This window comes from Polynucleobacter sp. JS-Mosq-20-D10 (assembly GCF_018687755.1).
Lineage (GTDB): Bacteria > Pseudomonadota > Gammaproteobacteria > Burkholderiales > Burkholderiaceae > Polynucleobacter.
Map to the genome: position 1 here is coordinate 2,014,219 of NZ_CP061305.1, position 17,425 is coordinate 2,031,643.

A 17,425-nucleotide genomic window follows, 5' to 3' on the forward strand; every position below is an offset into this window, starting at 1 on the left:
ACTTAATATTGCAATATGTCGATCACAAAACTCTGCCTAATTCGCCATGGTGAAACTAACTGGAATGCTGAAAGACGCCTTCAAGGGCATACCGATATCCCCCTCAATACCAAAGGCCTCCAGCAGGCTCGCCAAATGGCGCAAGCCCTTAAAACTGCAAAGCTCTTATTTGATGTTTTATATACCAGCGACCTTCAAAGAGCGGCCGATACTGCAAATGCTATTGTTGAATTATTTGGCGTAGAGGCAAGGGTGGATAGTGCCTTACGAGAGCGCCACTTTGGCGCACTTCAGGGGCTTACGATTCAAGAGGCGTCATTACTACAACCTGAAATTTGGCAAGCTCATATTACTCGCGACTTAGAGCATGAGCTCGAAGGTGGTGAAAGTATTGAGCAATTCGCATTGCGTGTTCAAAATGTTTTAGACAAAATACAAGAACAGCATTCAGGTAAAACAATTTTACTTGTTAGTCATGGTGGTACGCTCGACATGATGTATCGAATTGCTAGTAAGCAAGCTTTAAGGGCTGAACGGGTTGCATCAGTGCCAAATGCTTCATTAAATTGGATTACCCATCAGCAAGGTGTTGGCTGGTCAGTTGAGAAATGGGCTGATACTCGTCATCTTGAAGGTTCCGCCTTAGAAGGCGTCGACCTCTAAGCAAAAAATCACCCTTAGGTGACTTTTTGCTTTTTTAGAAAAGGCCTACTTTCTGATGTGGGCGTGACGAGCGGCATCTTGTGACATGCCCTCACCCTTTGACTTACCTTCAAGCGCTTCTTTTTCAGCGGTAATTTCTTTACGGCGCTCTTTGCAAGAACCAGCAATCTCTTGTAAAGCTTTACGAGCTCTCGCTGCAGAAGCTTTAACTCCTTTTCCGTGGAACTTTTCATTCTCTGATTGGTACGCCTCAAATGCAGCTATTAGCTTGTCATGATGGGACATATTTTTCCTTATAAATTATTGAAATAATCGACTTAAGAAACACTTTAACCCAATCTGCGTGAATCACTTCAATTTATTGTGTCCAGCGATCAATAATAGCTTTTATCTTTTCCGGTCCGAGCTCAGCAAGGTAGAGGTTGAAGTCATCGCGCAGCTTAGAGTCTTTTTTGAAGGCAAACCCAAGATTATCAAACCCAACAACTTGGTAGCTACTACTAACTGGGAGATTTAAAGTTTTTTGGTAATTAATCAGCATCACGTTGTCAACAAATACCAAATCTACATTGCCGTTTTGCAATGCAATCAAGGCTTCCGTTGGTGATGGGTATAACTTTACTTGCTCAACTGAGTAATAGCCTTTTGGCTGCAATTCATTTTTTACATAATCATCAAAGACACTTCCTGTTGGATAGGCAATCGTGTATTTGCGCAGCTGTCCTAAATCAGTTATTTTGATATTGCGGTTTTTTAAACCAATTAACTGCCAGGTGCTAGTGAAGTATGGATTGGAAAAATCCATTACCTCTTTGCGCTTGTCTGTAATTGAGATTCCAGAGAATGCAACATCAGCCTGGCCACTGCTTACCGCTCCCAGCATTCCAAGCCAATCGTAGGCAGTTACTTTAAATGTACAGCCTCGTGACTTGCAGTAACCCTCAAATATCTCCAGGTCTATACCTGAGTATTTCCCATCTTTTTCAAACAGCATTGGCGGGATTGCGGGCGATATGGCAACCTTAATTAGGTTGGACGGATCTTCTTTAGAGCACCCACCAAGCAGAAGTAAGCTAAGCAACAACGTAGTTATGATGCGTTCTAATCTCATAGCGTTCTCAAGATTTATTGAATTGAATGATCTTATCAAGAATTAAATCTAACAATACCATCAGGGTATTACTTTTACCTCTGCATCTTTTTGCATCCCTCTTTAGCGACAACCCCAATAAAAAACCCCGCATACACGGGGTCTTTTATCTGACTGCGATCTGCTAATTACTTAGTGCGACTTTTTGCTGTCTTCGGAGCTTGGCTAAATTGACCCTGCACACTCTTCATTGCAGTTTCTACACTTTTCTCAAAGTTTGCAAAAGCATCTTGAGTGCTTGAACGTACTTGGTCAAAGTTTTGCATTGCCGTATTAAATGCGGAGGTAAAGGAGCTGACATATGCCTCTGACCCAGCAGGCGCTTTTGATGTAGCAGCAGCCACAAAACTCTTCAGATCGTCCTGTGATTGATTGATAGCAGCTTCTACAGCCTCAACCAGATCTTGGTTACCACGGCGCAGTACTGCAGTCACTTTTTTCTGATACTCGGCAACTTCAGCAACTGCTTCTTGTACTTCTGGGCTTTGCAGGAGCTCTAAGGCTGCTTTTGCATCTTTACCCTTCATTAACTCAGCTGCTTTGGCTTGTGCATTAGCCACTGCTTGTTGTGCAGCTTGGTAATTGATTTCTGCTAACTCTTGGGCATTCTCAAGAGCGGTTTGACCCAACGCACGTGCGTTTTCTACGGATTTAGTTTGGTTTTCTGTAAATTGATTTTTGAACATGATCTTTCCTTTAATTGGTTATTTGTTGCACTGCACCATATTAATAGCTTATTTTAGGCTTAGCAAGGAAATTTTGCTGCAAAGCAACATTTCTTTTCTTGGAGCGCTTCCCATGGCCTACATTAGTCAGAAAGATCTGGGCAAAATACAATCTGCGCCAATAAAAATTAAGGGGATCTATTTTTTAAATAATCAATTACCCAAGCCGGATCACTGTCGCTTGGAAAGATGGGGTAGTGAACAGCTTCGATCACACCTTCATTTGCGATCAGGGTGATGCGCTTTAATAGCGTCATTCCGGCAGCAACGAAGGTGGGCAAACGCAAAGCTTGTTGAAATCGATAATCTTCATCGCTTAGTACTGGAAATGGCAAATGCAAACGATCCGCCATCTCTTGTTGATATTCAGTAGATTGCACACTCAGCCCTACAACATCCGCACCAAGCGACCGAAGCTCTTGATAGTGATCTCTGAATGAGCAGCTTTGTGGGGTACATCCCCTTGCTCCCGGGATTTGGTCCCATCCATCCGGCAATGGAACATTGGGCTGGCCAGTCATTGGATAGCAGTAAATCACCAAACACCCCTTAATCTCGCCGAGATTAAATTGGGCATGAGCCGTTGTTTTTAGGGAAATGGCTGGCAAGCTCATACCCACCAAATGATCAGCAGCTCCATCATCCTTAGGAATAGGTAAGTCGCCAGGTAATTGATTGAGATTGGTCATCAGTGTAATCTTAACCCACTAAACCATGATCTATCTACAAGTCTTTAGCGGTATTGACTTCCTCACTGACGCGAGCTCAGCCATTGACTCAAACTGTCGACGCAAAATACTTTTAATAAAGAATTCGATCACTGCTGATGGCACTAAAGAGTTCGGCTCAATCTGGGCATCGTACTTAAAGGTAGTGAAATCCTTTTCAGACAATAACCGCCAACTCCCCTTGTAATACTTTGTGTCTCCGCTTAATTGCTCAAAAAGCAATGCTTTGTTGGGAATCTCTACATACTCCAACTCAGAACGCATCTCAAATGGGATGAATAGAATTCTTTCCTCAAGCAAGCGAGCGACCTTCACTTTATTCCCTGATCTAGAAAGCACTTTTGAGTCGACTATCCCGGGCAGATTTTTAGCGCCCTCATAGTCAGTAATAAATGCAAAGGCTTCACATATAGTGATTGGCACTTCATAGCTTGCGCTCACCTGAAAGCGATCGCCAACTCTCGTGACGGCTACTTTTAAGTCATATGCAGTGGATGATTCTTGTGCCAAGGCAATACTGCACGATGCAATCAGAAAAAAGTAAAGGAGCTGCTTCATGCAAATAGTTTGGTGATATGAAAGTACCCTACTTACGCATGCCATCTAGTTTTTCACTCAAAGCCTCAACAGCCTTCGTTAGAGCGAATAGCTCTTTTTCTTTCAACAAATCAATTTTTTGGTGCAGGAGTTCAATCTCTAGCTCCGCTTTCACATTGACCTCAAAATCATTGCTAGCCTGCTGCCGATCTATTTCTGAAAGTCGATTCTGACTCATCATGATTGCTGGGGCGGTATATGCCGCCTGAAAAGAAAGCATCAAATTAAGCAAAATAAATGGGTAGGGATCCCATGTGTTCGTGTTATTCATTGAGTTATAACTAATCCAAGCAAAAATACAAGCACTTTGAACTAGGATAAACTTCCATGAGCCTACCGTTTTTGCGACAACATCAGAAATTTTCTGGCCAGTCGTTAACCCTGGAGCGTTACCCTCAACATGACTTGAGATATTGCGAGGGAAGTCTTTGCGATGCTTTCGCCTGTGGTCCCGAAGGGACTCTAGAATTTGTAGTTCTTCAATAGTGGGTGTAATAGCAGTCATAGTCCCTCGCTTTATATAGCTACTTTACGCTCATTGTAAGAGCGTTAGGTTCGGCATATCGGAATGCTGCATCTCCACCACCCATCTCAATTAAAAACTAAGTATTAAATTACTTCCAATACTTTGCTTAAGGAGCTACCCTCATAATTTGGCCTCTCACCAATTTCTTCAAACGGATGCCCAAGACGATTAACCCAAAACACATCAAAACCAAACCATTTGGCTGCTAGCGCGTCCCAAGCGTTGCTCGATACAAAGAGAACTTCTTCTTTTTTAATTGGGAATGTTTTTAAAAGAAGATCATAGGCTTGCGGAGCAGTTTTAAATAAATGTATATCTTCCACTGTTATCACTTTATCTAAATAGAAGTTCAGGCCGTTGCTGTCGACTACGGTGGCGAGCATGTCTTTGTTGCCATTAGACAATATGGCCGTAAAAATAGTTTTTTCTTTAATGGTTTTTAGAACGGCCAAGCTATCTTCAAAACTAGTTAGCTTGGCATATTGATCCATCAGCCGCTTTTCGTATTCTGGTGTGAGACTCAAATTCATCCGCTTACAGACATAACGCAATGCACGAATAGTTAATTCCCAAAACGGGAGATAGTACTTACTGCCATTTGGGTTGGGATCGCTCATCGTCACTAAGCGGGTGTACTCAATTTGACGATCGCGCCACATCAAAGCAAGCGCCTGGCCATGCCCCGGAAATAATTCTTCTGCCAACTGACTGATGGAGTACACATCAAACAATGTTCCATAGGCATCAAAGGCAATTAGCTTGTACATAATTTTTCCTATATTTTTTTATTATGAATTTCTATTGTCGTTTAAAAGGAGATCTCTGATGTACAGCATGAGACCTATGAATGAGAAAACCACCCGGAGGTGGTTTTCATTTCTCTCGCTAACTTGAACTATTAGCAATTAAGACATAGTATGCCCAACCTTACTTAATTAAGCCGCATGCAATTCTTGGACCTGAGTTGCCTGCTGGTTGTGATTTGTAATCATCGGGGTCACGATGCACAACAACAGATTTTCCCAAAATACCAGTTGGCCCATTATTCACAGTAAAGCCACTTAGCTTTGCAGAGTAAATGGCATTTCCGTTGGCATCCGATTTAATGTTTGGCATGTCTCCAGCATGATTTGCGCCGCTTCCAGGCATTCCATGCGATTTTGTGTCTGGATTAAAGTGGCCGCCTGCACTAGTAGCATCAGGGGCGGAGCAATCTCCTTTTTCATGAACATGAAACCCTTGTTCAGCATTTGGCTTTAATCCAGAAAAATTTCCGGTGACCAAAACATCATGCCCTTGCCATACAAAATTTACTGTACCTTTTGCATTTGAGCCTGAGCGCGACTCTAGGCTGGCGGACGCTTTTTGACCGGCGCCCTGCTCCATTGACTGGCAGGCTACCAGCAACAAAACCGATGCAGCGCCGACTGATAGGGAAATCTTTTTAATCATTTTTTGCCTCTTTTTGTTTATGTCAAATCAGAATAGAGCTTGTGCTGATACTCTTCAACCAAAACAAAAACCTTACTACAAGTAGTCTTATTGACTTACCCAACCAGAAGACATGAATTCACATGAAAAAACCACCCGCGGATGGTTATTCTTGGCGGTCAAGAGCAAAGTAGGCTAGCGCCCACGATGCCTGAGCCTATAAAATATTGTTACATCTTGATAATGCGCCAAGCACCTTCTGAGCGACCATCACCAGTCTTATCGCCCGGCTTGACATCTTTGACATAGAAATACAAAGGCATGCCGTTAAACGTTAACTGCTTTTTGCCATCATCGCGGGTAATTACTGAATAATCACCAGACACAGCCGGACCACCTTCTGCCAATAGTGGCGGCCAATTGCTTGCGCACATACCATTACAAACTGACTTACCTGAACCAACGACATCCTTACTATAGGTGTACAAGGTCATACCATTGTTTCCAGCCAATACGCCATCGTTAGCTTTAGTAAATGGTGCTAATGCCACTCCGGTCATTGATGCACAGGCAGCCAAAATAGCCGCAGCCACCAAAGCCATTAATATACTTTTTATGCGATTCATATTCACCCCTTTTTGATTGATTTAATACTTTAACCCTTATTGAGATCTATCGCCTTACTAAGCATTGGCCACCAATTGCATCAATAAAAACTGCGAGAAAAAGACTTTTGTATTTCTTAGTAGCCCGAGCCTAGATCGACCTGGGCTTTAAATTTATTTACAACAAAGACTAAGCTCCGTGACCATGAATGTAAGTTTCTAGAAACTTAATCTGACTACCTTGATGTTCAATAATGCTTTTTACTAAATCTCCAACAGAAATCACTCCAACCACTTGAGCTTCCTCTAGAACGGGTAAGTGTCTGATGTGCTTATGAACCATTATTGCCATACACTCATCTAATGAGTTAGATAGCGTTACGGTAAGTGGTTTTGCTGTCATTATTTTTGAAACGGCCACTTGTTTTGGATTATTGTTCGGCAATAACACTTTTATAGCGCAATCCCCCTGTGACACGATCCCCGCCAAAACACCGTCATCGATAACTAAAATGGCTCTTACTCGATGCTCGCGCATCAGCATCAAGACATCTTCTACGGTATCAGATGATCGTACAGAAAAAATGGCTTTCGCTTTTTGCTCAATAACTTGCTTTACTGTTGTCATAAAAATCTACCTATTAAATTGAAATTTGAGTGTAGCTGCTGTTGCTTAATCATTTTTTATTTAAGTAAAATAATTATATTCTGAGAAGCCATTCCATCTAAAATAGGATTATCAAGTTGGGCAAAATAAAATAGCCCAACAAGTGGGCTATTTTGATTCTTGTTGGCTTAGGGTGGAATCGACCAAGAATAAGTGTGTCGAATCTTTTTATGCCACCAATCTCAAGCCACGATAAATTTAAGATTGCCCAACTTCTCAATACGCGTTTCAAGTTTATCGCCTGGTTTAAGCCATACCTGTTTTTCTTTAGGGTACCCTGTAATAACACCCTCAGGCGTGCCGGTAAAAATAATATCGCCCGGCTCTAAGGTAAAAATTTTGGAGGCATAGCTCACAATCTGGGCACAATTAAAAACCATGTCGTTAGTATTAGACGACTGACGAACCTCACCATTAACGTATTGCTCTATCTTCAGTTGATTTGGATTTCCAACTAAATCTGATGTCAAAATATATGGCCCTATTGGGGCGAATCCATCATTGGTTTTACCAATCATCCACTGACTACTACGTTGCTGTAAATCACGCGCTGTAAAGTCTTGTCCTGTAGCATAGCCAAATACATATAACAAAGCATCAGCCTCACTAACGTTATATGCACGCTTACCCATCACAATAACCAACTCTGCTTCGTAATCAAACTTTTCTGCGTTGACTAATGATGCCTTTACAACGCCGTTATGGCTATTAAGTGTGTTATTGAATTTATTGAATAAAATTGGTAACGTTGGAATGGGATTATTAGTTTCTTTAGCATGCTTTGCGTAGTTCAATCCCACGCAGATGATTTTCTCGGGATTGGTAATAGCGGGCGCATATTCGATTTTAGATTCGTCCAAAAACAAATTTTGGCCGCCCTTGCTCAACGCCAGGCCCACCAGCTTACCTAGACCTTGATCACCATTCTGAATCAAATCATCAGTATTAATTGGCGCCTTAACCTTAAACTGTTTTGCCGCTTTAGCAACATCTAAAATTCCTTTATCTGTCTTTACGCCTAGAACATATTTATTGTCCACTTTGTAATTTAGAACAGTCATGTTCTTTGCCATGTCAGGATTGGCAATTCTGATAGCGCCTGCACCAGGTCCAGCTGCCTCAGCCTGATTTGCAATAAAGGGCGTGGTTAGCGCAGCGCCACCGGCTATGGCAGATGCCTTTAGGAATTCACGTCTTTGGTTGCTCATAGTCTCTCCATATTAGATTCTTGTAATTAAAGTTTTTTACTCCGACTAGTAATCTATCATGCGGTTAACATCACTACACTAGGGATTACCCGTCTCTGGTCAAATATAAAACAACACAAAGGTAGTTTTATATTTCATGGTGGCCCGGGGCCAAATCGACCAAGGCTTCAAGATATCTGAGTCTATTGGATGTTTTTTTCTTTAATTACTTGCTTAATCATTGGAAGCATATATTGAGACCATTTTTGACAGCCTAGAACTGTCATATGCCCCCCACCGCCACCAGGAATATCAAACAACCTGTGCTCACTATCAGTTGGAATATTTTTATTCCAATGTCCGTAGTAATGAGCGCCATACTTGGTTGCCAATTCCTGAGCCTCTTCGTTGCTTTGAATCAAAATATGGGATACATAAATCGTTGGCATATTCTGTTTTTGAAGATAAGCCAAAATCTCCTCTGTAGGGCCAAGGTTAAATCTAGGATTCTTTTCGTTTGGCCCAGGCTCAAAAATCACTATCTTAGTATTGGGATTGGCCTTTAAGCCCTGCTGCAATCTAGTCATCATAAAGGCGGGTCTATCACCATCTACCCCAGCATTAATTACAGTGGCATTAACTTTATCCTGAGCCAATAACTCATTTAGTTTTATCGTGTAGGCTTGACCAGAATTTTTACAATTTGTGTTACTTGTGCCCAAGGCAAATATCTCAAATCCGAATGAGTTAATTGAGAGCAAAGCCAGGGCCAAAGAAATGATTAGTTTTTTCATAATCGAATACTAACAAACCTAGCTAAAAAACCGTACGAGAATGGTTTTAGTGTTTCTTTTTTGGCGTAAGGTGAAATCGAACCACCAACACAAGAATTATCGACCTTGACATTCAATTGGAAGATCCCAAAAAGGCTTTCCTGTTCCATAGTTACAACTAACCCCAACCGGCGAACTAGAGCTAGCAAGACAACCGCCCAAGAACACAACTAACAACATTACAGTGGTCAGCTTTACCAATCGTTTCATTTGAAATCCCTTATTTAAACCGTAGGTGTAAATTTTTACACCAAAATCTAAAATCGACAAAGGGGGTGCGGATGGAGCATCCTTGTGGTGCTGGACACCACCACATGAGGCGTTGTTTAAAACGACGTTTCATGGATTTACACCCAAATTTCTATTCAGTAAATTTTTCAAAAATTTTCTCAGAGCCGGCAATTGATAAGTAGCCCTTGTTTCGATAAAGCAGACCACCCTCAATTCTTAATTGGCACTTGTCCTGAATACAAATTTGCTGATATGTATCGAATAATTTAACGTTGGAATTTTCAGCTATCTTAATTAACTCAGTCCTTGCAATGAAGTATTGGGCGTTTATATCTTTTGCAAGCTGTATACATTCTTTATTAAGAGTCGGCCTAAATGGTGGCATACCAGTGCACTCAATGGGCTCAAAAGATAGGTGCGGCGGAGGGCTAATGAGTATTGCTTGCTTGCCATTATCTCTGAGGAATTTAATAGTTCTCTCTAACTGGACTTTTTCTAGGCTATTAATAGCCGTTTCACGAAATCCCAGAATTACCGTTTTTACGCTCTGATCGTGTGCCAATCCAATAATGAGTTGATTCATTTTATGCCCGGTCTCGAGCGAATAATTTTCTGCCTCAGTCTTTTTAAGAAATGGCTGAGTCCCTGGCCACCCCACCATGGCAAAACTCTTACCAATATTTGAATAATATCGCTCAAGCCCTGAAAAGTGATTATGAGCGATGCTATCTCCAATTAATACCGTCTCTATATTTTTGCCTACGTAAGATAATCTACAAAAAGTTGGTTGGTAACCTACGAACTCTTGTAAGCAGGCTTTATCTGAATGTGGCGGCCTTCCTCCATGAAGATCTAAAACATATTTATGTCTAAAATCTAAGCCATCTCGAACATAAACACTCCACCCTTGATAGCCAATCGACGTCATGAGGGCGATCAATAAAACAGCAACTTTTTTGCCCTGATAACGAAACAGTCTCTCCCAATATCTATGCGTAAGATAAGCTAGTCCGATCGCGACTAGGATGAGCGCAATTTTATGAAAATCAGATAATTTTCCGGCCGAGATAATTTGTCCAAAGCTTAGCAAAATCCAATGCCACAAATACAATGGGTAGCTAATGACTCCCAGCCAAACCATCACATTATTAGAAAGAAATACTCTATTTATACTTGCTTCGCTGTTCGCCGATATTAGTAGAACCGCCCCTACAGTCGGCAATAATGCCCACCAACCCGGAAATGAATTTTTACCACTAATCCAAAAAATGGCGATGTTAATCAGTATTAGCCCGACCCAAGAAAACACATTTAAGGCGGCCTGACTGAATTGTCTTGCTTCTTGGCTATTTCTAAGTGAAATACATGCCCAAAGTGCGCCAACTAATAACTCCCAAAAGCGACTAAGGGGTGAGTAGAAAGTGGTGATTGGATCAAATTTAATGTTATAAATATTTATAGAAAATGAAATTAATATTAAGATTAAAACTGCACCCAATAAATTAATTCGAGCCTTGTACAAGATCCAAATAATTGCTGGCCAAAGTAAATAAAATTGCTCTTCGATAGATAATGACCATAAATGAATTAATGGTTTTGTATCTACGCTTCTTTCAAAGTAGGCGATTTCATTTAAAAGAATGAAATTTTGAAAAAAGCCGGCGCTGGCGGCTATATGCTCTCCCACCCCCTTGAATTCTGAGGCATAAAGTGCGAACCAGCCAAATGCATAGCATGTTACGAGTATCAAAAATAATGCTGGAAATATTCGTCTGATCCGTCGGAAATAAAACTCTGCAAAGCTAAAACTATTTGACTCTAAATTTTCTAAAATAATTTTTGTGATTAAAAACCCAGAGATCACAAAAAAAATATCAACGCCTACAAAACCACCACTAACCAAGTTAGGAAATGCGTGGTAGGCAATGGTTGAGAGCACGGCTAATGCTCTAAGCCCGTCAATATCCTTGCGATAATTTATAGAGTGGTATTTTAAATACATAAAACTGTTATTAATAATCGATGTAGCTCATGAGCCTAAAATTGAATCGTTCCAATTTAACAGCATTTAACCAAATCCATATTGCTTTAAACAATATTGACAGGCACAAGGATGTCTAATTGATTCATCCTTTTAAAGGATAGTTCTTGATGGGGGTATCTGAGATTAATAGCGTATAGCCCAACAAGTGGGCCATTGAGATTCTTGGTGGCCCGGGGCAGAATCGACTGGGACTGAGGATGTTTGACTCTAGCTCAAGACTATCGTTTAAAACGACATTCATATACGTTGGTAATTTGAGTCTTGATCTTGTGCTTCATATTTGATAGAGGCCTAAAACCTCTGAGCAAGCATCTCACAAATTATCAGCATCGATTTGACTCGTAGAAATTGGGCTGTTGGCTGATTAATCAATCCTAAATCGAATCTTCCAATACATCTCTAGTCTTGCTTTCTTAAAAAATGTGGGATTGATTCATCACAATCTTTAGCGGTAATGGACTCTACTTCTTTTATGGGGTCTGATTTACTAGATATATCAGCACCAACCTCTTGTGCGTAACGGTCGGCTGATTCAGCAAATGCTTCTAATGAGTTATCAAATGCATACAGGTTGCCATCTTCAATAGCAACAATTTCAACTACGGTGAATTTCAGTTTTGAGGCAAGAATTGCTAAATTGAACCCCCGCTCTTCACGAACCTTACGCAAGCGCTTACCTAGCAACTTGGCGGCTTTTATTTGTTCTACGCCTGCCATTGTCCCCTCCAATGGCACGATCTTAATTATTAAAAAAGTTTTTAGATATTAGCCATTAGGTGAACAAATGAAGATTATAGGTAGCGTCTGCAGAGATCAATTGACCCTTATTGATATGCTTGTGGCAACTTAATGACAAATCTAGCTCCACCCGCAACAGCATCCTCATATTGGATAAAGCCTCCATACCTAGTGACGATATGCTTACAAAGCCATAGTCCCAGACCCATACCAGTCTGCTTGGTAGTGCTCAATAACTCAAATAGTTGAGATTTGAAGTCCGCAATTACACCTGGGCCATTGTCAGAAACACTTAATTGAACCGACTTACCATCCCTAATGGCATCTATAACTATACGACGCTGGAGCGTGCCGGAATTTGCCAATGCTTGAATCGCGTTATTGAGCAAATTTAATATCACTTGTTCAATTTCTGCCGAATTAACCTGAATAAGTAAACCATTATCAACTTGAAGCTGAATTTGGATATTTTTAGACTTGAGTTCCGGCTTAACAATATCTAGAACTTTTTCTATCAAATCACCCAACAGAACTTTTTGAGTATTCGATTCACCTTCTGTAAATATTGACCTCAGTGACTTAACAATCGTAGCGGCTCTCTTGTTATCTTGCTCTAGGGAGTCTAAGATTTCTTTACCCAGCTCCGGATTAAGAACCCCCTTTTCTAGCTTCATTTTCAGAAACTGAATGTTGAGATTAGATGCGCCAAGAGGCTGGTTGAGTTCGTGGGCAATCGATGCAGATAAGGCGCCAGTTGCCGCGGTTTTATTCGCTTTCATCAGGCCGTAGATGAGTCGCTCTTTTTCTTTTAAGAGCTCAGTAATTTTTTCATGTTCGCCAGCGACTTGAATATTTTCAATGCTGAGCTTTTCTAGCCAATAACCAAGAACTGCTACATAAGATAGGATGGAGATGCCAAGCCACGCCCATCTAATTGACGCACTAACTACACCTTCTTGATATAAGTTAGGAGTAGAGAACCCACCATCAATATACAAAGCTACAAACCTAGCAACGGTAAGGGCTATCTCGATAGCGATGGTGTAAACCAAAAACCGGAGTTGAGTCGAGCCAATTCCTTTGAGACGCATTAACTCCTTTAGCTCCCAAACAAAACAGAGGGCTCCTATTATGCTGACCAAACCAACCCTTTGTATAAATAATCCCCTTTGTCTTAAGTACTCAAATAAAACAGCGAAAAACAACAAGCCCGCAAGAACAAGCATGTTCACATTTTTTGGGATCAAAATACTAAGAGAGCGACAAAATAATCCAAAGTAAATAAAGCTTGCAATAAAACATGTGTTTGCTAATGTAAGCAAGAATAAAGATATTGTTGACGCTAATGCGAAGAGCGTAAAGGAAGTAGCAGTAAGCGTGAGGGCGGTTAGCCAGAGTTTTTTGGACTGGTTAGTTTTGCCCGACATTAATATGAACCTTGAGCCGTAAAGTAATCCCCATAGGATCAGAGCAAAAACAAGGAAGAATATTTCGTTTGCGTATTTCATTAATTTGAATATTACTACTTAGAACTAAATGCGATGGTATATCGTTTTAAATAATATAACCAACGCAGGGATATCTAATGGATTTGACCTTTTAAAAGACAGTGCTTGATAGGCATATCCAAGATTGATGGCGTCCAACCCTGTCAAGCCTCAAAAGAAAATAGGCCATTAAGAGCGCTACCGAACGGTGAATGCTCCCTTGAGGGAATAATATCTGCGTGTCAGTACCGGTTAAATTTACCTAATCAAATTTTTATTCCTATGGAGATATTCGTAATTCATGGTTGAACCAGATAAAGGCAATAAAAATAGGGGCAAAAACTACAGGGCATGGTGTTGGTATGAAAACTATAGATATTTCAGATTTTAATCTTCGCAGTCCAGTACAAAGTTTGAACTTAAAGCCGTCTTCCATTTACGCCAAAGGCAAACTGCTGACGGCAAGCGCCGAAAAAACACTTGAGGCGGAACAATTTATAGCGGCTCATCAGGCTCTTATTGCTGATTTGAAGAATCAAATAAAAGAGTCAACTGACCATACAAACGCAGCCCTATCTGCACTCTTCAAGAATCACAATAAGATTGTTGATTCATGCCAAGAACAAATAATATTAAGTTCAAGCTTAATAAATTGCTATTTCAAAGTTAATAGATGCTCAAAAAGCCCCTCAACAGAAATAGCCTTAATTTTAAATAATTTGGTATTAAAAAGTATCTCAGTATTTAACGGCTATAAGGAGTATTTAAAAAAATACTTAGTTAGCTGAATTTAGGGCACCTCTAGGTAAGGATATCCATGGTCCGAGGTGGCAAGGACCAAAACCAAAGACGCTAATCCTATGCCCAGAATTCTTTGATTTTTGGTGCCTCAATTTTTGATCGATCATAGCCTGTACGCAATGCTCCAGCAATTTGCTTTGGGTCAAGCAAGTCAACCCCCTTAGGTGTGCCGGCAACTATCCACTTCACCTTTGTACCAGTCGCCTTGATATCTTCAATATTTTGAGCAACGGGATGCGGAATGGTGGTGAGAATTGCGCCCGTCACCCCATCAGTCAAAGTAATGATCAAAGCTCTTTTTGAGCCAGCCACTAAATCTACATGGGCTGGATTAGAGCAAATACCCCCGTCCATGACATAACGTTGACCTAATAATGTTGGTCCAGCAACCCCTGGTAAGGAGCTGCTTGCCGCCGCACCATGAGATAAGGGAATACCATTCTTTCTAGCGGTTAGTTGACCAACAACAATACGCTCACCCGTATAGCAATCTATTCCCGTTGTGAACATACGACTAGCCGGCCAATCTTTTTTGCTATCACCCGTTAACAATGCGACTAGACTTTCAATGCGTTCGCTGTTCAGCTTATTGTTCGCTGCTAAAGCAGCATGGCCGATTATTTTAAGTGTCTCAATACTGCCGTCCTTTGCACTCATATTAATTTGATCGGCCCTCACCTGACTAATATTGGGCTTAGTTAAAGGCGCAATCTTGGCAAAAATCTCGGGGAACTTACCAAAAAAATCAAACTCTTTTCGCAAACGGGAAAACTCTCCCGAGAGCAATGATGAACCCATATAAGAACCAGCAGAAGTACCAACTACCATTTCAGGAAGTTGAGCCATGTCTAACCCGGACTCAATAAGACCATGAAAGAATCCGCAATACCAAGCGATGTAATATTCTCCGCCGCCGCCGAGGACCATTGTTCGATCGAGACCTTTTGCTAATTTTGAAAACATAGGCTTGGTGGCAATTGGCAATGACAGGCCATCGTCAGAAAATAAATTATTAGATATTTCATTGGCCCTAGCTTGAATATTTGACTTTAGGGACATTGACTGGGCTCTAGCAGCATCAGCCATAACTCCAGAGGTGCTAGTAATAGCTACAGCACTAACGGCAGAAGTTTTTAAGAAATTACGTCGGGAGGATTGGGTCATCTTTGCTCCATAGATCTTTTATTAATTTATAGCAGATCCCCAAATAAAAAAACCACCCGAAGGGGGTTTTGATGCCTCTTGGTGGCCCGAGGCGGAATCGAACCAGGGCCAAGGATGCTCAATCCCGCCCTCTCAATAAGCAACCTAATGAAAGCGGCGGATTATTTCAGATCTCTCAGAGCGATCAAGAGTGGGTGTCCAGCAGGAAAATTTACATTCTCAACGGCCATAGCTATTTCAGGTAATTTTTTAGCTACTTCTTCACTACCCTGAAAAACCATAGTCCACTTACTAAAGCTTCTATGTTCAATTGGCTTTGACTCTACGAGGTGAATATTTTTATGCCTAGTATCTTTTTGAATTTTTTCCCATAAACCTTCGATCTGAGTCCTTGGCCCTTCAATGACTTGACCAAAGCGATTATTTTCAAAAATCAGGGCGCCTGTAATCTCCATGCTCGTATTTCTCAAATAGGAGTGATAAAGCAAACGCATCAAACCGAGAAAAGACATTTCTTGAGCCGGCTCGCTCACATAAGTTAATTCGATCAAATGGGTCATATCGTTCTAATATAAAGAAATATCTCAATTATTACAGACAATGCTAATAATTCCTCACAATAAGTAGTGACAAATAAAAAACCACCCAAAGGTGGTTTCAGTGATTCTTGGTGGCGTAGGGCGGAATCGACCAGAGCAGAGGATGTCTAATCCTTTGGTGCGTATTGCATTTCTCCATTGCCAAATGACCAGTTTTCCTTACTCACCTCAACTAAATTAATAACGATATCCTGGGGTCTGACCTTGAGCTTTTCAACCAAACCTTCACATATGGCTTTGTAGAACTTCTTCTTTATCTCCGTAGTTCTGCCCTCATTTAGAGTCACCTGGATGAAAACAATATCTTCAGAATACTCAATGCCTAGATAACTTTTGGGTATAACCAGCTCCTGGCTTTCGTGCCTAGTAATAACTTGAAACTTATCATCTTTAGGCACATTAATGTGCCCCATCATCACTTCATAAACAATCTCGCCCACTTGCTGGGCAAAGCTTTCTGAATGTTTTTTACTTAAATCAATTCTGACAAATGGCATCTAAATATCTCCTTACATTTTATTTTTTGAGTCGTTCATTGCTGGGAAAAAGATTTTTTTTGGACTCTTCATCTACCTCTGTCTTGAATGTGTACTTAGCCTTAATCGCCTCAACAGCCTGGGCACTTGGCTTGGCATTAATCTCGTCTAAAAGGCGTTTCACACTAGGTAGTTTTTCCCAGGCACCTTCGCCCAATACAAACGGTATCACCCTGGCCCAGCCCCAAACAGACATATCAACAATGCTGTATTCACTAAGCATATAGGGCTGTTTAGATAGACGCTCTTCAATTAATAGCCAGTGACGCCATGCTTCAAAGTCATAACGATTAACGGCATATTCTTTTGGCTCTGGGGCAAAGTGCTTGAAGTGAACAGCCTGTCCGCAATACGGACCAATGCCAGTCGCAACAAACATGAGCCATGAATAAAGCTCAGCATGTGCCTGTGGCGTATTTGCCGGCATAAACTTACCAATCTTCTCGCCCAAGTAAAGCATGATGGCATTGCTATCGAACACCTTAATGTCGCCATCAACTAAAGCAGGCGTCTTTCCATTAGGATTGATTGCTCTAAATTCTGGTTTGTGTTGATCGCCCTTACGGGTATCGGTAACAATAATTTCGTAAGGCGTATTGGTCTCTTCTAAATACAAAGCTACTTTTGCTGGATTAGGTGATGGGTGATAGTAGAGCTTAAGCATTTTTTATTCCTAGAGATGGACGTCTTTAATGATACCCACAAATGAAAAA

At 41.0% G+C, this 17,425-nt stretch carries 22 protein-coding genes; 2 read left to right on the forward strand and 20 right to left on the reverse strand.

Annotated features, from left to right (window positions below; translation table 11 throughout):
- Window positions 1–15 precede the first annotated feature (15 nt).
- A complete protein-coding gene (locus FD967_RS10335) occupies window positions 16–663 on the forward strand; it encodes a histidine phosphatase family protein (protein ID WP_215325979.1) in 648 nt (215 codons plus the stop codon).
- 45 nt (window positions 664–708) lie between these two features.
- Here the strand turns inward: FD967_RS10335 and FD967_RS10340 are convergent, their stop codons facing one another.
- From FD967_RS10340 to FD967_RS10415, 16 genes are all read right to left on the reverse strand, one after another.
- Window positions 709–948, reverse strand: coding sequence for a hypothetical protein (locus FD967_RS10340; protein WP_215325980.1), 240 nt, complete (start codon window positions 946–948; stop codon window positions 709–711).
- Between the two features lie 73 nt (window positions 949–1,021).
- A complete protein-coding gene (locus FD967_RS10345; protein WP_215325982.1) occupies window positions 1,022–1,774 on the reverse strand; it encodes a transporter substrate-binding domain-containing protein in 753 nt (250 codons plus the stop codon).
- Between the two features lie 167 nt (window positions 1,775–1,941).
- A complete protein-coding gene (locus FD967_RS10350) occupies window positions 1,942–2,499 on the reverse strand; it encodes a phasin family protein (RefSeq protein ID WP_215325984.1) in 558 nt (185 codons plus the stop codon).
- A 167-nt stretch (window positions 2,500–2,666) separates the two neighbouring features.
- The gene (locus FD967_RS10355; protein WP_215325985.1) at window positions 2,667–3,227 is read right to left on the reverse strand and encodes a peroxiredoxin; all 561 of its coding nucleotides are present in this window, start codon (window positions 3,225–3,227) and stop codon (window positions 2,667–2,669) included.
- Between the two features lie 30 nt (window positions 3,228–3,257).
- Window positions 3,258–3,824: an SRPBCC family protein gene (locus FD967_RS10360; protein ID WP_215325986.1), complete on the reverse strand. Its 567-nt coding sequence runs from the start codon at window positions 3,822–3,824 to the stop codon at window positions 3,258–3,260.
- Window positions 3,825–3,852: 28 nt separating this feature from the next.
- Window positions 3,853–4,368 carry a DUF1003 domain-containing protein gene (locus tag FD967_RS10365; protein WP_215325987.1) on the reverse strand — a complete coding sequence of 172 codons (516 nt, stop codon included), beginning with the start codon at window positions 4,366–4,368 and terminating at the stop codon, window positions 3,853–3,855.
- 104 nt (window positions 4,369–4,472) lie between these two features.
- Complete coding sequence (locus tag FD967_RS10370) at window positions 4,473–5,156, reverse strand: haloacid dehalogenase type II (protein WP_215325988.1); 684 nt, start codon at window positions 5,154–5,156, stop codon at window positions 4,473–4,475.
- A 160-nt stretch (window positions 5,157–5,316) separates the two neighbouring features.
- Window positions 5,317–5,841: a superoxide dismutase family protein gene (locus tag FD967_RS10375; protein ID WP_215325989.1), complete on the reverse strand. Its 525-nt coding sequence runs from the start codon at window positions 5,839–5,841 to the stop codon at window positions 5,317–5,319.
- A gap of 209 nt (window positions 5,842–6,050) precedes the next feature.
- Complete coding sequence (locus FD967_RS10380) at window positions 6,051–6,446, reverse strand: hypothetical protein (protein WP_215325990.1); 396 nt, start codon at window positions 6,444–6,446, stop codon at window positions 6,051–6,053.
- A gap of 169 nt (window positions 6,447–6,615) precedes the next feature.
- Window positions 6,616–7,053 carry a CBS domain-containing protein gene (locus FD967_RS10385; RefSeq protein ID WP_215325991.1) on the reverse strand — a complete coding sequence of 146 codons (438 nt, stop codon included), beginning with the start codon at window positions 7,051–7,053 and terminating at the stop codon, window positions 6,616–6,618.
- A gap of 221 nt (window positions 7,054–7,274) precedes the next feature.
- The gene (locus FD967_RS10390) at window positions 7,275–8,300 is read right to left on the reverse strand and encodes a fumarylacetoacetate hydrolase family protein (protein WP_215325992.1); all 1,026 of its coding nucleotides are present in this window, start codon (window positions 8,298–8,300) and stop codon (window positions 7,275–7,277) included.
- A 182-nt stretch (window positions 8,301–8,482) separates the two neighbouring features.
- On the reverse strand, window positions 8,483–9,073 hold the full coding sequence (locus FD967_RS10395; RefSeq protein WP_215325993.1) for a hypothetical protein: 591 nt from the start codon (window positions 9,071–9,073) through the stop codon (window positions 8,483–8,485).
- A 96-nt stretch (window positions 9,074–9,169) separates the two neighbouring features.
- Complete coding sequence (locus tag FD967_RS10400) at window positions 9,170–9,322, reverse strand: hypothetical protein (protein WP_215325994.1); 153 nt, start codon at window positions 9,320–9,322, stop codon at window positions 9,170–9,172.
- Between the two features lie 151 nt (window positions 9,323–9,473).
- On the reverse strand, window positions 9,474–11,345 hold the full coding sequence (locus tag FD967_RS10405) for an acyltransferase family protein (RefSeq protein ID WP_215325995.1): 1,872 nt from the start codon (window positions 11,343–11,345) through the stop codon (window positions 9,474–9,476).
- Between the two features lie 441 nt (window positions 11,346–11,786).
- A complete protein-coding gene (locus FD967_RS10410) occupies window positions 11,787–12,104 on the reverse strand; it encodes a helix-turn-helix transcriptional regulator (protein ID WP_215325996.1) in 318 nt (105 codons plus the stop codon).
- Window positions 12,105–12,211: 107 nt separating this feature from the next.
- Window positions 12,212–13,633: a sensor histidine kinase gene (locus tag FD967_RS10415; protein ID WP_215325998.1), complete on the reverse strand. Its 1,422-nt coding sequence runs from the start codon at window positions 13,631–13,633 to the stop codon at window positions 12,212–12,214.
- A gap of 284 nt (window positions 13,634–13,917) precedes the next feature.
- Here FD967_RS10415 and FD967_RS10420 point away from each other — a divergent pair, with 284 nt between their 5' ends.
- Entirely contained in the window at window positions 13,918–14,400 is a 483-nt protein-coding gene (locus tag FD967_RS10420; RefSeq protein ID WP_215326000.1) for a hypothetical protein, read from the forward strand.
- Between the two features lie 70 nt (window positions 14,401–14,470).
- Here FD967_RS10420 and FD967_RS10425 read toward each other — a convergent pair whose 3' ends face one another.
- The 4 genes from FD967_RS10425 to FD967_RS10440 all read right to left on the reverse strand — a co-directional run bounded on the left by FD967_RS10425 (window position 14,471) and on the right by FD967_RS10440 (window position 17,376).
- On the reverse strand, window positions 14,471–15,577 hold the full coding sequence (locus FD967_RS10425) for a patatin-like phospholipase family protein (RefSeq protein ID WP_215326002.1): 1,107 nt from the start codon (window positions 15,575–15,577) through the stop codon (window positions 14,471–14,473).
- Between the two features lie 161 nt (window positions 15,578–15,738).
- Window positions 15,739–16,137 carry a BLUF domain-containing protein gene (locus FD967_RS10430; protein ID WP_215326004.1) on the reverse strand — a complete coding sequence of 133 codons (399 nt, stop codon included), beginning with the start codon at window positions 16,135–16,137 and terminating at the stop codon, window positions 15,739–15,741.
- 146 nt (window positions 16,138–16,283) lie between these two features.
- Entirely contained in the window at window positions 16,284–16,673 is a 390-nt protein-coding gene (locus FD967_RS10435) for a tautomerase family protein (RefSeq protein WP_215326005.1), read from the reverse strand.
- A gap of 19 nt (window positions 16,674–16,692) precedes the next feature.
- A complete protein-coding gene (locus FD967_RS10440) occupies window positions 16,693–17,376 on the reverse strand; it encodes a glutathione S-transferase family protein (protein WP_215326006.1) in 684 nt (227 codons plus the stop codon).
- Window positions 17,377–17,425 lie beyond the last annotated feature (49 nt).